Origin of the sequence: Streptomyces sp. NPDC005963 (assembly GCF_040638655.1) — a bacterium.
Taxonomy (GTDB): Bacteria; Actinomycetota; Actinomycetes; order Streptomycetales; family Streptomycetaceae; genus Streptomyces.
Window position 1 is genome coordinate 15,921 of record NZ_JBEXVD010000019.1, and the last position, 13,730, is coordinate 29,650.

General features: G+C 68.3%; 15 protein-coding genes. 3 read left to right on the forward strand and 12 right to left on the reverse strand.

Annotated elements, in window-relative coordinates; all coding sequences use genetic code 11:
* Positions 1-65: 65 nt before the first annotated feature.
* A complete protein-coding gene (locus tag ABZ348_RS23345) occupies positions 66-1,055 on the forward strand; it encodes a helix-turn-helix domain-containing protein (protein WP_358936012.1) in 990 nt (329 codons plus the stop codon).
* Positions 1,056-1,130: 75 nt separating this feature from the next.
* On the opposite strand, the gene ABZ348_RS23350 is transcribed toward ABZ348_RS23345, so the two are convergent.
* Entirely contained in the window at positions 1,131-1,655 is a 525-nt protein-coding gene (locus ABZ348_RS23350) for a DUF6584 family protein (RefSeq protein WP_358936014.1), read from the reverse strand.
* A gap of 231 nt (positions 1,656-1,886) precedes the next feature.
* Between ABZ348_RS23350 and ABZ348_RS23355 the strand changes: the two genes are divergently transcribed.
* Complete coding sequence (locus ABZ348_RS23355; protein ID WP_358936016.1) at positions 1,887-2,315, forward strand: VOC family protein; 429 nt, start codon at positions 1,887-1,889, stop codon at positions 2,313-2,315.
* Between the two features lie 32 nt (positions 2,316-2,347).
* Here ABZ348_RS23355 and ABZ348_RS23360 read toward each other — a convergent pair whose 3' ends face one another.
* The 10 genes from ABZ348_RS23360 to ABZ348_RS23405 all read right to left on the reverse strand — a co-directional run bounded on the left by ABZ348_RS23360 (position 2,348) and on the right by ABZ348_RS23405 (position 11,776).
* Positions 2,348-2,719, reverse strand: a complete 372-nt coding sequence (locus tag ABZ348_RS23360) for a hypothetical protein (RefSeq protein ID WP_358936018.1) — start codon at positions 2,717-2,719, stop codon at positions 2,348-2,350.
* 135 nt (positions 2,720-2,854) lie between these two features.
* Entirely contained in the window at positions 2,855-3,316 is a 462-nt protein-coding gene (locus tag ABZ348_RS23365; RefSeq protein WP_358936020.1) for a type II toxin-antitoxin system PemK/MazF family toxin, read from the reverse strand.
* A 244-nt stretch (positions 3,317-3,560) separates the two neighbouring features.
* The gene (locus tag ABZ348_RS23370; RefSeq protein WP_358936234.1) at positions 3,561-4,979 is read right to left on the reverse strand and encodes an NADH-quinone oxidoreductase subunit N; all 1,419 of its coding nucleotides are present in this window, start codon (positions 4,977-4,979) and stop codon (positions 3,561-3,563) included.
* Between the two features lie 5 nt (positions 4,980-4,984).
* Positions 4,985-6,490, reverse strand: coding sequence for an NADH-quinone oxidoreductase subunit M (locus tag ABZ348_RS23375; protein WP_358936022.1), 1,506 nt, complete (start codon positions 6,488-6,490; stop codon positions 4,985-4,987).
* Positions 6,491-6,495: 5 nt separating this feature from the next.
* Positions 6,496-8,322 carry a proton-conducting transporter membrane subunit gene (locus ABZ348_RS23380; protein WP_358936024.1) on the reverse strand — a complete coding sequence of 609 codons (1,827 nt, stop codon included), beginning with the start codon at positions 8,320-8,322 and terminating at the stop codon, positions 6,496-6,498.
* Positions 8,319-8,624, reverse strand: a complete 306-nt coding sequence (nuoK, locus tag ABZ348_RS23385) for an NADH-quinone oxidoreductase subunit NuoK (protein ID WP_358936026.1) — start codon at positions 8,622-8,624, stop codon at positions 8,319-8,321. Before nuoK ends, ABZ348_RS23380 begins: the two co-directional genes overlap by 4 nt.
* Positions 8,621-9,184, reverse strand: a complete 564-nt coding sequence (locus ABZ348_RS23390; protein WP_358936028.1) for an NADH-quinone oxidoreductase subunit J — start codon at positions 9,182-9,184, stop codon at positions 8,621-8,623. The genes nuoK and ABZ348_RS23390 overlap by 4 nt, the downstream gene beginning before the upstream one ends.
* 15 nt (positions 9,185-9,199) lie before the next feature.
* The gene (locus ABZ348_RS23395) at positions 9,200-10,144 is read right to left on the reverse strand and encodes an NADH-quinone oxidoreductase subunit H (RefSeq protein ID WP_358936030.1); all 945 of its coding nucleotides are present in this window, start codon (positions 10,142-10,144) and stop codon (positions 9,200-9,202) included.
* Entirely contained in the window at positions 10,137-11,453 is a 1,317-nt protein-coding gene (locus ABZ348_RS23400) for a hypothetical protein (RefSeq protein ID WP_358936032.1), read from the reverse strand. Before ABZ348_RS23400 ends, ABZ348_RS23395 begins: the two co-directional genes overlap by 8 nt.
* Complete coding sequence (locus ABZ348_RS23405; RefSeq protein ID WP_358936236.1) at positions 11,444-11,776, reverse strand: NADH-quinone oxidoreductase subunit A; 333 nt, start codon at positions 11,774-11,776, stop codon at positions 11,444-11,446. Before ABZ348_RS23405 ends, ABZ348_RS23400 begins: the two co-directional genes overlap by 10 nt.
* A gap of 419 nt (positions 11,777-12,195) precedes the next feature.
* Between ABZ348_RS23405 and ABZ348_RS23410 the strand changes: the two genes are divergently transcribed.
* A complete protein-coding gene (locus ABZ348_RS23410; protein WP_358936034.1) occupies positions 12,196-13,320 on the forward strand; it encodes a hypothetical protein in 1,125 nt (374 codons plus the stop codon).
* 66 nt (positions 13,321-13,386) lie between these two features.
* On the opposite strand, the gene ABZ348_RS23415 is transcribed toward ABZ348_RS23410, so the two are convergent.
* A complete protein-coding gene (locus ABZ348_RS23415) occupies positions 13,387-13,569 on the reverse strand; it encodes a hypothetical protein (protein ID WP_358936036.1) in 183 nt (60 codons plus the stop codon).
* Positions 13,570-13,730 lie beyond the last annotated feature (161 nt).

Sequence of the window (13,730 nt, forward strand, 5' to 3'; positions counted from 1 at the left end):
GATACTGGTTTGGCCCCATCGGTCAACCCAGTGTCCTGAATGACATGATGGGGTACTTTCGCGCCATGACACTCCGTTCACTGCCGAGTCCTCCCGCGCTCCACCGGGTGGTGGCCCTGGTGCAGCCCCCGCAGTCGACCTTCACGCTGGCGTGTGCGGCCGAGGTGTTCGCCGACCACGGCCCCGCGATACCCGCGCGCTACTCCTTCGAAGTCTGCACCGAGTACCCCGGCCCGGTGCGCACCCGGGCCGGCTACGACCTGTTGGTCTCGGCGGGCCTGGATGCATTGGAGCGGGCGGACACCGTACTGGTGCCCGGCTGGCAGCAGGCGTCCGACACCGAGATACCACCGGCAGTGGTGGCTGGGATCAGTCGGGCGCACCAGCGCGGCGCGCGGATCGTCGGCATCTGCTCGGGCGCCTTCGTGCTCGCCGCCGCCGGACTGTTGGACGGGCGACGGGCAGCCACCCACTGGGCCCAGGCCGCCGAGTTGTCCGGACGGTTCCCACGGGTCCATGTCGATCCCGCGGTGCTCTATGTGGACCACGGTGACGTTGCCACCAGCGCCGGCTCGGCGGCCGGCGTGGACCTCTGCCTGCACCTCGTGCGGGCCGACCAGGGTGCCGCGTACGCGATGCGGATCGCCCGGCAGATGGTGATGCCGCCGCACCGCGAGGGCTGCCAGTTGCAGTACGCCGAGTTGCCCACGTCAGGGCCGGTCCCGGATTCGCTGGCCCCCCTGTTGGAGTGGGCGTCCGGCCGGTTGGACCAGCCGATCAGCGTCGCCGAGATGGCGGCCCGTTCCCAGGTCTCGCCCCGCACGCTGACACGGCGTTTCACCGAACAACTGGGCATCAGTCCCGGCCGCTGGCTGTTGGACCGACGCCTCGCCGCCACCCGGGCGTTGTTGGAGGAAACCGATTTGCCGGTGGAGACCATCGCTCACCGGGTCGGCCTTTCGTCGGCCGTCAACCTGCGGCGCCGTTTTCACGAGGCCCTTCGGACGACCCCTGCTGCCTACCGGCGAGCTTTCCGTGTGGACAGAGCCGGGTAGGGAGTCGAAGTCGCCCAGGGCACCGTTGTGGAGGGGTGCCCGTGGTGAAGCCATGTCATCTGGCGTTCGTCCTCTCTACGCCCAGAGCCAGCGGACGAAGGCGATGAAGCCGATCGCCCAGATCGCGAAGAACCCCAGGACCATCAGAAGCAGACCGATGCTGATCAGCGCATCTGTGGTCGAGCTCTCCTCGGCCTCTGGGTGCTCGTCGCGGTGGAGGGGTATCGCGGTCCATTCGACCGCGCGGCCGGCTTGCCCCGAGCCGGCTTCCCGGACGGCGGTCAACTGACCTACCGCGAATGCGGTGTCAGCGAGGGACTCGGGCGCGCGCCAAGCCAACGCCCTCATGCGTACGAGCGGAGTGGAGTACCGCTTCTCAAATGCCGCTGTCTCCGCCGGGTCCCGATCCTCTTCGAGATACATCCACCGACCGGCTTCCGCCGGCTCGCCGTACAGGCGATAGACCTCGCCCAATCGCCGGCGGAGTGCCAGATCCTCGGGGAAGGAACTCACCAGACCCCGCAGACGCTGCCGCGCGATGGGGACCCGACCTGCGGCCAGGTCTGCGTTGACGCGAGCGAGCGTGTCCATGAGTGCCATGGGGTGCATGATCCCTCATGAAGGGCGCGCGCCGTCGGGTCCGCTCATCCGCAGGCGCGGACCCACGACCGGGCGCCGTGGGTTGCCCCATCCGCTGACGGCCGTGCGTCGCCGCCGCCCCGAGGCGGCCCCACCACCCCGGCTCGCAAGCACCCTCCTCCCGCGCGCCCTGTCAACGTTCCGTCCCCCAGCGTGAATGAGGCCGGTGAGACCCCCTGTTATGGTGCGCCTGTGACATCGATCAAGCAGTTCCAAGTCACCTTCGACTGCGCCGAACCCGAGCGCGTCGCTCGCTTCTGGTGCGAGGTGTTGGGGTATGTCGTCGCCCCGCCGCCGAACGGGTTCGCCACGTGGGGCGACTTCGACCGCACCCGGTCGGCTGAGGAGCAGGGGTCATGGTTCGCCTGTAGTGATCCCACAGGTGTGGGTCCACGGCTGTTCTTCCAGCGCGTTCCCGAAGGCAAGGTCGCCAAGAATCGGGTGCACCTTGACGTCAGGGTCGGCACCGGGCTCGTCGGTGAGGAGCGCCTGGCCACGCTCGAAGCCGAGTGCACACGACTCGTGGCGCTCGGTGCCGTACGCCTGCGACTGCTGTATGACGGCAGCGATTCGTGCATTGTGATGCAGGACATCGAGGGCAACGAGTTCTGCCTCGACTGACTGTCGACCGAGCCGGGGGGTGTCTCCCCCGACTAGAAGCCGTGGATCAGGCCCGCATCGCGCATTCCGGGCAGTGCGTACCCCTCGGTGTCGTCCCACGGTATGTCGAGGTCATCCATGTGCACGCGCCATTCGGCATCCGGCACGGCCCGGCGCAGCTCCGTGACGGAGTCCAGTACGTGGACGACCACCGGCATCAATCGATCCGGCTGGAACGGCATTTTGGTGGACCCCGCAACGACCTCCTGCGGATCGACGTCACCCCGGTCGTACAGATACAGGCTTTCCTCGTCGTCGTATGGGAAGGACGTCGTGTGCGCTGTGACGATGCGCGCGACGAAGGCCGCCTCGACCTCGGTCAGCGGTGTCGTGCGGTGCGCGCTGTAGTAGAGAGAGACGCTCATGACGGAAGCGTACGACGGAGGTATGACAATGCGGCCGGGGGCCTGGATCGGCGACGGTCCGGGAGTGAACGCAAGGGCCAGATGAGGCCGGGATCTGCGGAACGCCGAGCGAGGAACGACTGCGCAAGTCATGGGTCAGGGCGATCGCCAGCGCATCACGTGCCACACGTACGGATCCACCGGTCCGACCCTGCGCCGAAACGCAGTGGGGTGGATTTCCCGGCGTTGTGCGGCCCGGACGTAGCTCACGCGGCCCTGTCGATCGTCCACACTGCCCGGTGGCAACTCGATCGCGTCCTGGGCTCGGGGGTGGTACTTGCTGGTGATCTGTACGACCACTGCCGAACGGTCGGTGACGGAAAGCACCAGACAGGGGCGGTCCTTGGCGCCGGAGCCATCGGCGAAGGGGACCATCGCCCACCAGATCTCGCCCGGCCAGGGGTGGGAGAGGGGTAACTCAGGTGGACGAACGGGGAGTTCGCCCCTACGGCGGCCTGCCTCGATCAGCCGCCGCGCTCCGTAGACGAAGGCAATGGGTACGGCGATCAGCAGCATCAGTGCCAGCACAACCGCAATGTCCGTCAGCAGACCTTCCACCGGCGTCGCCTCCCACTCAGTGCCGCCACGGTTTCGGTTGGCCCTCTCGCACCCAGGCCGACACAACGGTCAACACGGGCCGCTCCTCCGGGCGACCCGCCCGCGGAAGCACCGCGGACCGACCATACGCCCGGTTCATTCGCGATTCACCGCACTTCGCAAAGATCCGACGGTCGCAGGACGGGCCATCCGGGCCACAGGCGAAAGCGGACCTGCCGATTCAGCTGAGCGTCGGTGTGTGGTGTCAGGGTGCGATGGGTGTGCCGAGGACGTCCAGGAGGGGGTCGGCCAGTACGCCGAGGGCGATGGAGGAGACAGCCGCCACGCAGGCGACGCCAGCAGCCGTCCTGGGGCCGGCGGCGGTGGGTCGGGGAGATCGGTGGGAGACGGTCGGGGCGATCCAGCGCAGGTAGTAGAAGAGTGAGGCGACCGTGTTGACGGCGGCGAGGACCACGAGCCATGCGTACCCGCCGTCGAATGCCGCACTGAACACCTGGAGCTTGCCGAGGAACACGGCGGTGGGGGGCGTACCGACCAGTCCGAGCAGGCAGACGACGAGGGAGGCGATGAGCACGGGCCTTTCTCGGGCCAGCCCTCGGTAGTCGTCGATGTCGGGTGCGTGGGGAAGGGCGCAGACGACGGCGAACGCGCCGAGGTTGGTGACGGTGTATCCGGCCAGGTAGAAGAGGAGCGCCCGCTGGTCGAGGTCCGTGGCGCCGACGACCACGATGGGCATCAGGAGGTACCCGACCTGGCTGATGGTCGAGTACGCGAGCAGGCGTGTGACGTCCTTCTGGAAGAACGCCGCCAGGTTTCCGAGGGTCATCGACGCAGCTGAGATCACCGCGGTCAACTCCGGCCAGGGAATCGACGTATCGGCAAGTGGAACCGCCACGAGTCGGTAGAGGGCTGCGAGTGCACCGATCTTGGGCACGGTGGTCAGGAACGCCGCCACGGTTGCCGTGCTGCCCTGTACTGCGTCGGGAACCCAGAAGTGGGCCGGCACTCCCCCGATCTTGAAGAGGATGCCGGCCACCAGAGCGACCGTTCCGGCCATCACGAGTCCGGTGGATGCCCCCGGCAGTTCCATGCGCAGCATGGGGTACGCGGTGGTGCGACCGGCAGCGAGCAGCACGGTGATTCCACCGAGCATCACCACTCCGAGGAGGGCGCCCACGACGTAGTACTTGAGGGCTGCTTCGGTCCCCGCGGCGTCCTTGCGGAATCCCGCGAGCGTGTAGGCGGGGACGCTCGCCAGCAGATAGCCGGCCGCGACGAGCAGCAGGTCCTGGGCTCCCGCGAGCATGAGGGTTCCGAGCGCGGCGAGTTGGACGAGGACGTAGAACTCGCACTCGCGAGGGTTCGCTCTGAGCGGCCCGCCGGCCAGGGCGAGCACGAGGAGGGTGCCGGCGAGGATGATGATCCTGCTCGCACCGGTGACGGGGTCGATGGTGAACGAGTCGCCGAACGCGGTGGTGATCGGGTCGGCCGCGGCCACCGCGGCTGCCGCGATGCCAGCCGTACAGGCCGCGGCGGCGAGGGCGCCGATCATCCACTGTCGTTGTCGGGGCAGCCAGGCTCCGATGAGCAGGCCGATGACTGCGGACGCGGCGAGCAACACCTCGGGGAGGAGATCGAGGGGGTTCTCGTTCATGCCGGTCATCTCGTTCATCGCGCCAGCAGCTCCAGCAGGGTGCGGGAGGTGGGTTCGATGACGTCCAGGACGAATCGGGGCATGAGGCCCAGAACAATGGCCAGGACGAGAAGGGGGACGATGGCGGTGCTCTCGTGCGGGCGGAGGTCGGGGAAGGCTCTGGCGGCGCCGGGGGCGAGTGCGGGCAGTCGTGTCGGGCCGAGGAAGATCTGTTGCACCGCGCGCAGAAGGAGTGCGGCGGTGATCAGGATGCCCAGGAGCGCCAGCCCGGTCGCCACGGGGCGCGGGCCGAGGCTTCCCGCAAGGATCTGGAACTCGGCGATGAATCCGGAGAAGCCGGGCAGTCCCAGTGATGCGAACGCGGCCACTCCGGTCAGTGCGGCGAAGGCGGGTGCGCGATCCGCGACTCCGGAGTACTGGGACATCTCGTAGGTGCGCCCGCGTTCGTACAGAACTCCGGAGAGCAGGAAGAGCGCTCCCGTGAGCAGGCCGTGGCTAACCATTTGGAACACGGCTCCGGTCAAAGCGAGTTGGCGGGCCTGTTCACCTGCGCCCAGGGCGGCTGCCGCACCGATCGCAAGAAGGATGTAGCCCATGTGGTTGACGGAGGTGTAGGCGACCATCCGTTTGAAGTCGGTCTGGGCCATGGCGACCAGTGCCCCGTACACGACGGAGACCACGCCGACGACGACGAAGACCAGGGCGTACTGCCGCCAGGCGCCGGGGAGTACGGGCATCGCGATCCGTAGGAACCCGTAGGTGCCCATCTTCAGCAGTACGCCGGCGAGGACGACCGATCCGGCGGTGGGGGCCTCGGTGTGTGCGGGCGGTAGCCAGGTGTGGAAGGGGACGGTGGGGGTCTTCACCGCCAGGCCCACGCAGATGGCGAGCAGCACCAGGGCGCCGTACAAGGTGCGGTTCGCAAGGGGGTTGCTCTCGGTCAGCTCGACGATGTCGAAGGTGTGCGGATCGGCGGCGAGGTAGAGGCCGATGAATCCGAGCAGTAGGGCGAGGGAACCGAGGAAGGTGTAGAGGAAGAACTTGAGGGCGGCTCTGGACGCCGCGGCGTGGCCCCAGCCGGCGATGATGAAGTACATCGCCACGATGGACAGGTCAAAGAAGACGAAGAAGAGGATCAGGTCGAGGGCGGCGAACAGACCGACGCAGGTCGTCTGGAGGAAGAGGAAGAGCGCGGCGAACTCGCGTACCCGTCGGGTCTCCCGCAGGGCGTAGACGGCACATGCGAGGAACAGCACGCAGGTCATGGCCAGGAGGGGCAGGGAGAGTCCATCGAGGCCGATGTGGTAGCTCACCCCGGCACTGGGGATCCACTCGACGTGCGTCTCGTACTGCATTCCGTCGTCAGGCCGGTATCCCGACCACATGGTCATGGTGAGAACGAGTTCGATCACCGTCGTCACCACCCACAGGGCGAGGAACAGTTGGCGCGGAACAGTGCGCGGCAGGCACAGCAGCAGCGCCGCGACGGCGGTGGGCAGCAGGATCAGGGCCGTGAGCAATGCGGTTACCTCACGAAGACGAGTGCGATGGCGAGGGCGGTGAAGGCGGCGACCGCCTGGGCGAGGTACTGGTGGAGCTGTCCGCTCTGTGGTCGGCGGGACCATCGGCCCAGCGTGCGTGCGGTGGACGCGATGCCTTCGACCGCCCCGTCGACCCTCGTTTCGATGCGGCGACCGGTCCAGCGGGCGACAGCGAGGACGCCGTGCGCCGCGCTGTCGACGGCCCGGTCCACCACCCGGTCGTCGAAGACGGCCAACACACGGGCGACCTGGTACGTCGGGTGTACGAGGAGCAGTCGTACCCCTGCTTCCAGACGGAGCCAGTCGGTCCAGAGGGCTCCGACGGTGGGCGCACCGCAGACCCAGACCACGGCCGAGGCCATGAGGGCAAGGGCGGCGGAGAGGATGAACTCCCAGGCGACGGGCGCCGGTTCCGCGCTGGTTCCGAGGACTCGGGCGAGCGCTTCCCGGACCGGAGGGACGGCCGGGACCGCGAGGCCGACACACGCCGCTGCGAGCAGAACCAGTGGCGGTGTCGCTGCGGACGGTGGGCGGCCTCCGCCGGACAACGCGGCCGGAAGCCAGGCGAACCGCAGCGCCTTCACCGCGTAGACCGCGGAGATCACCCCGGCGGCCAGTCCCACCGCGTACAGCCAGACGCCCTCCTTCAGCGCACCGGCCAGGAGGAGGTCCTTGGCCGCCCAGAGGGAGAGCGGGGGGACCCCGGCGAGCGTCAGCGCGGACACGGTGAAGGCGATGCCGACGGTGCGGTATCGATGGGCGGCACCGCGCAGGGCCGGCAGGGTCTTGGCGTCGAGGGTGTTCAGCCAGGTGCCGGCCACGAGGAACGCCAGGCTCTTGGCTGCGGCGTGGGCCATGAGTTGCGCGGTCCCGCCGGTCACCGCCCCCGCCCCTGCGGCCAGCACCATGAAGCCGATCTGGGCGCAGCTGGAGGCGGCGAGGAGCTGTTTGAGGTCGGTCTGTGCCACGGCGACCAGCCCGAGCAGCACTGCCGTGACGGCGCCGGTCCAGGCGAGGACCGGGCCGCCCCAGCCCGATTCGGCGAGCAGCGGTTGCAGGCGCAGCAACAGGTAGGCCCCGGCGACCACCATGGTCGCCGAGTGCAAGAGCGCCGAGACCGGGGTGGGGCCTTGCATGGCGCGCGAGAGCCAGAAGCTGAAGGGAAGTTGTGCGGACTTGCCCAGTGCCGCCAGGATCACTCCTGCGGTGATGGTGGAGAGCCAGGGGTCGGCGGTGTCGGCGAGTTCGTCGAGGGAGAGGTTGTTGGCCTGTCCGCTCGCCAGGGCGGCGCCTGCGGCCAGATAGAGGCCGAGATCGGTCGCACGCGTGGTGAGGAAGGCGGTGTTGGCGGCGCGTCCGCGCGCCGGGTCCCGCCACCAGTAGCCGATGAGGGCCCAGGAGGTCGCTCCCATCACCTCCCATGCCATCAGGAGGACGGGCAGGGTGGCGGCCGTGACGGTGGTGAGCATCGAGCCGCTGAAGAGGAGCATCAGTCCGAAGAACCGGCCACGGGATTCCCCACGGCCGATGTCCCCGACGCTGTAGAGCAGGACGACCGTGGTGATGGCCGCCACGGTCACCGCCATCAGGCCGGACAAGCCGTCCACTGCCAGCCGTACGGGTAGGTCGGCCAGCAGGGGCGCTTCGGCGGTCGGGTGCTGGAAGGCAGCGGTGACCGCGAGGCCGAGGGTCGTGGTGGCGCAGCCGACGGCGACCGCCGGGGCGGCGCAATCGGCGTACCGTCCCGCTGCGGTCAGCAGTACCCCGACCGTCAGGGGCAGGGCGATCAGGGCCCACAGCAGCACGCTCACTCCTTGAGCTCCGCCGCCATGTCGGTCATGTCGACCTCGCGTGTCCGGAACAGCGCGGTGACCACTGCGAAGCCGACGGCCATTTCCACTGCCATCACGGTCACCGCCAGGACCACCAGGACCTGGGCGTCGGCGGTGTCGGGAGCGATGTAGTGCCAGACCGCGGACGCACCGACGATGATTCCGCCCAACATCAACTCCAGTCCCATCATTAGCATCACGATGGACTGCTGGGTCAGCGCTCCGAACAACCCGATGCTGAACAGGGCCGCGGCAAGCAGCAGAAGCAGGTCCAGGCTCATCGGCCGCCACCTCCCGGGACGGGGTCGTCGGCGGGGCGGGTGCGCAGATCGTCTCCGAACCGGTCGTATCGGCCGCGGCGGGTGGCGAGGACGACGGTCGAAACGATGGTGGCGAAGAGTGCCATGCCCAGGGTCACCATCGTGAGCATCTGCGGCCCCATGAGGGAGAGACCGAGCGACATCGTGGGGTCGGTGGGCGGTCTGCCGCGCCGGGCCGGCCACCGGGCGAGGAGGACCCCGGTGGCGAGTGCGGCGAACACCACGGCGCAGATGACGGCCGCGCCCTTCTTGTTGTGCAACATCGACATCGGCATCAGACCGGCCGGATTCATCATGTACATCACCATGAAAACGGCCATGATGGCCATTTCGATGGTCATCATCAGCACGACGACGACACCGAGGTAGTCGAGTCCGAGCAGCAGGACTTCGCCACCGACGCAGAGCAGCGACAACAGCAGCGCGTAGGTGGCACGAGCCATCGAGTCGAACCGGAACACCATGACACCGGCGGTCACAGCCAGGACCGCCAGCACCCAGAAGACGATGTCCTCGGACACCGGTGACACTTCCTCTCAGCGATTCAGTACGACGACGGCGACGACGAGGGCCTGCAACAGCGTCGCCGGCACCAGTACCAGCCAGGCGAACTCCGTGTAGCGCTCCATCCGCAGGGTGGGGAGGAGTCTGCGCCCGGCGACCAGCGCCGCCAGGACCAGTGCGGTCTTCACCAAGGTCCAGGCCCAGGCGGGCAGGAGCGGACCGTGGCCACCGCCGAGGAACAGCGGCACGCTGACGCCGGCGGTCACGACCATCAACAGCCATCGGCCGCCCAGGAACACCAGCCGGTCGACACCGGACAGTTCCGCGGTCGCACCGCCGGCTGCATCGCGACCCACGGGATGGTCGAACGGCCCCCAGAAGGACATGGCCATCGCGCTGAGCAGATAGACGACGAACGCGACCGGCATCCACACGGCGAACCACAGTCCGTCCTGCGCGGCGACGACTTCCCCGACCCGGAGCGACTCGGCCCCCAGGGCCGCGGTGGTGATCGCGAACATGTGCGGCAGTTCGTAGGCGAGTCCCTGCGCGAGGAACCGGTAGCCGCCGATCAGCGACAGTGCCGAGTTCGGCCCCCATCCCGTGAGCCACACCGCCGCCCAGGCCAACGCCTCCATGGCGTTGAACCACACGATGCCGACGACGGGGTCGCTGACGGAGCTGAACCCCAACGGCAGTACGGCTCCCGCCAGTACGGCCGCAACGGGGACCAGCACCACTCCGGTCCGGCCCAACCCGGTGTCGGCCGCAATGGTTCTGCGGGGCTGTTGCACGAGCAGCCGCAGCACCTCGCGCAGCGGAGCCGTCGCCCGTGCGCCCAGTTCGCGCACCGATCCCGAGGGGCCTCGGGCGGCTGCGGCGGAGAGCACCGCGTCGAAGCCGGCCGCGACGGCCGCGACGAAAAGGAGGGCGATCGGCAGGACCACCGTGGCCCACAGGGGTGCGGCCTCAGCCATGTGCACCCTCCGCAGCGGATACGGCGACGGGTTCGTCGAGATCGGGGTCCAAGCTGGCCACGACGAGTCGCGCACCGCCGAACTCAGCGCCGGTCAACAGTCCGGGAAGCACGTCGAGCAGGGCCTGTGACGGAAGCCCCGCTCCCCCGACCGCGCCTCGGGGTCCCATCGACTGCCCGGCTTCCATCAGTCGCACGTCGTCGAAGTCTCGGGTCGCCCGTTCGGCCTCCCGCAACCACACGAGGAGGCGGTCGTGGACATCACCGTCCGCCACCAGTGCGGGCCCGGTCACCCCCCACGGGCGGGCCCGTTCCGCAGGCAGCCTTCCGAGACCCGTGAGACTCCAGTGCAGGGTGCGCGAACGTTGGATCCGACGTGCGAGGGCCCGTAGGCGTTCACCGCACGGCACACCGGGGGCGCCGGCGAGCACGTCGTCCCGTAGCCGTCGTAGTCGCACTGCCGGATCGGCCCAGCCCGCGACCGCGAGCAGCCGGCCGAGACTGTCCAGATGAGCCGCGCAGCGCCGGCGTGATCCGATGCCGAGGGTGACCGGCTCGCCGTGTGAGGCGCGCAGCCACGGTTCGTTCCAGAAGGAGGTCGTGCCCGGTGGTGGGGGAAGGCGGTCCACGTGGACTTCTTGCACGATGTCGCCCTGCAAGGCGCAGCGCAGGATCAGCCCGGCGGGCCAGTCGGCCAGCATCGGGCCGATGGGGAGGTGCAGTTGATCGAGTCGAAGTCCGTCGCGGTCGTCAGCGCGATCGGCCATGGGCAGACCTGCCACGGTTGACATCGCATGGGCGTGGTGGTCGGCATGGCCACCGTGTGCGTCGTGTTCAGTGTGCTCGCCGTCGTGGTGTGGCGAGTGATCGTGCGCAGCGGGGGTGGACCCGCTGTCTGAGGGTCCTTCGGACGCTGCATCGCCCGCACCACGGTGCCCGGAGGGACTTCCGTGCCCACCGCCATCTCCGTGCCTGGGCTCACCGCCGGAGGGTACGTTTCCTGACGCTCGGAGCCGGGCGAGACCGGCGTCCAACGCCTGCGGGGTGTCGCCCGGCCGCGGTACGACGACTCGGACCGCGGGTTGCGGCATGTTCCTCTGTACGGTGTCCAGTTGTCGATCCCGGTCCGGGAATGGGTTTCCGCACACCACCAGCAGGTTCGCGCCCGCAGGGGCGTCCGCGCTGGGCCAGCCCCGTCGGCGCAGCTCCGCCTCGGCTTCGAGGCGCACTTCCGTCGCGCCGGGCAGGGCCGCCACCAGGACGACCGGGACCTTCACCGCCGTACGCCACAGTCGATCCCTCAGGTCCACCGAAACGCCCCCTCACGCGCCGCGTACAGGACACCGGCGAACAGGATCCCGAGGAACAGGAACATCTCAACGACCGCGGCGACCCCGATCTCCGAGACCACCGTCACCCACGGGTACATGAAGAGCATTTCCATGTCGAACGCGAGAAAGATCATGGTGATCGGATACCAGCGCACATGAAACCGTGAGAAGGCGTGTTGGTAGGGAGGGCAGCCTCCGCTGAACGGTTCGGCCTCCGGCGTGGAGCGGGCGGGCGCAAGCCACATGGACAGTGCATAGACCACTGCGAGCCCGGCCAATGCCACCCCGAGGAGCAACAGAATCGGCGGCCATGCAGTCAACACACCGACACTCCAGCTCTCTTCGGCCGTCACGCTCTTACGCCAGCGAGCCGACGCCCACAGGACCGACGACGGCATCGGGGCCTCATGGTGGCCCACCCGGAAGACAGGAGGGGGGAGGCGCGGCCGACCAAGCACTCCATTCGCTGCGAACCGCCCGCTCGTCGATCCAGCCGGTGTCATTCCAGGTAGATGAACCGACTGTTCACACTGATCGGTCGAAACGCTCAGTGCGTACGGAGGGTGTGATGCCGTCGTGCGGGGCGATCGGCGCCCTCGTGGAGGGAGGTCGGTCCCGGCTGTCGGAGTCGGCCACTACAGTGCGGTCGATCATGACGCGCGGGTCCGTGCGGGCGTTCCGAGCACCTGGAGAGTGACAGATGGATTCCTCCGCTACTGCAATGGCAGCCGTTCCGGAGACGGACGACTGGGAGGCGTGGCTCGCCTACGCGGACGTGTTGACCGCAGCGGGCGATGCCAGGGGGCAGGCGATCCGGCTGGAGCACGACTACGAGGTCTCGGGCGAAGACCCAGTGCGGCTGGCAGCGGCCTATGAAGAAGTGGAGCGGGAAGCGGGACTGGACGGGCTGCGCAAGGACGGCTCCTGGCAGTTCACCTGGATCCGCGGCTTCCTCGACGAGGCACGCTTTCATCTGGTCAAGGACACCGGATCACCACGCGGGCACCTCGTGGAACGGCTACTGAAAGAGCAGCCGCACACCGCGCCCGTCGACCTGGCCGACCCCGAACAATGGGAAGGCGCACTGATCGACGTCCTTCTCTCCCACCCCGCAGCCCACCGGCTGCGCGCACTCGAACTGCACCTCACCGACTACCACCACTCCGCCGAGCACTCGGCGATATCACTGGCCGGCCGGCAACGCACCCGGCTGGAGCACCTGTACTTCGGCTACGACTTCCAGTACCTCTACGAACCCAGCCAGACGTCGACGGGCGGTCGCATCAATCCGTTGGAGTTCCATGATCGAGGGCTCGTGCAGACCGATGTGTGGGGCTCGCTCCCGGCCCTGCGCACTCTGGAAGCCGAAGGTGCGTTTCTGTTCCACTGCGTGAACCACGACGGGTTGGAGCATGTGCGGGTACGGGGCCCGGTCATCTCCGACGGCTCACTCCTGGACCTCGGGTTGACCCCCGGCGTGGTCTCCTTGGAGTTGACGATCGGCAGTGACATCTTCGGTTGTTGCTGCCCGGTCGAACAACTCGACGAGCTCCAGGCGTCCCGGTACCCCCATCTGCGACATCTTGACCTCAGCAAGGCGGAGTGGGACGCCACTTCTTTCGATGTGCTGTCGGCCCTCGCGGCTTCTTCGGTCCTGCCCCAGCTCAGTTCCCTGTCCATCAGGGACCTGACGATCGCCGAGGGGGACTGCGAGGGAGAGCCGCTCGCCGCGCTGGCCGGCCTGGCGCCCGGGTTCGCGCATCTCGATCTGCAGGTGAACGGCGATGTCGATGTGCAAGGCGCCGATGACGAGGACGTTGACCGCCTGCTTCCCCGTCTGGTCTGACGACGGCTGCCGGCCATCGATGCGTCGTTGTGAGGGGTGGTGCACCTCACTGCGGGGAAGAGGATTTCACTGTTGGTCCTTCCGTACGACGAAGGAATGCACCGTCGGCGCGCACAGACCCAGGGCGAAGGCGATGAGACTCCCGACGAAGGCAGCCGGCCAGGCATCCTGGACCACGTCCATCATCGAGAGCACGACGAACACGTCAAGGAAGCAGAAGACGAACAGCGCACCCGACGCGAGTTTCATCGTCCCCCTTACGGCGTCCCCCTCAGCCCTGCCCCGTCCGGCTCCGATCGACACCATCGCCCCCCGCCGACTTCGATGTCCGGTGGCACCACGCACGGATCCGGTGGCACCCCACACAGGGCACGCCCCTCCCGGGTTGCAGCAGTACGTCACGCCACACG

What these genes read in the sequence shown, in the direction of transcription:
- nuoK (WP_358936026.1), bottom strand. Translation starts at nt 8,624, where the DNA reads ATGAGCCTGGACCTGCTTCTGCTGCTTGCCGCGGCCCTGTTCAGCATC.
- ABZ348_RS23360 (WP_358936018.1), bottom strand. Translation starts at nt 2,719, where the DNA reads ATGAGCGTCTCTCTCTACTACAGCGCGCACCGCACGACACCGCTGACC.
- ABZ348_RS23395 (WP_358936030.1), bottom strand. Translation starts at nt 10,144, where the DNA reads ATGGCTGAGGCCGCACCCCTGTGGGCCACGGTGGTCCTGCCGATCGCC.
- ABZ348_RS23415 (WP_358936036.1), bottom strand. Translation starts at nt 13,569, where the DNA reads ATGAAACTCGCGTCGGGTGCGCTGTTCGTCTTCTGCTTCCTTGACGTG.
- ABZ348_RS23370 (WP_358936234.1), bottom strand. Translation starts at nt 4,979, where the DNA reads ATGACCGGCATGAACGAGAACCCCCTCGATCTCCTCCCCGAGGTGTTG.
- ABZ348_RS23345 (WP_358936012.1), top strand. Translation starts at nt 66, where the DNA reads ATGACACTCCGTTCACTGCCGAGTCCTCCCGCGCTCCACCGGGTGGTG.
- ABZ348_RS23410 (WP_358936034.1), top strand. Translation starts at nt 12,196, where the DNA reads ATGGCAGCCGTTCCGGAGACGGACGACTGGGAGGCGTGGCTCGCCTAC.
- ABZ348_RS23350 (WP_358936014.1), bottom strand. Translation starts at nt 1,655, where the DNA reads ATGGCACTCATGGACACGCTCGCTCGCGTCAACGCAGACCTGGCCGCA.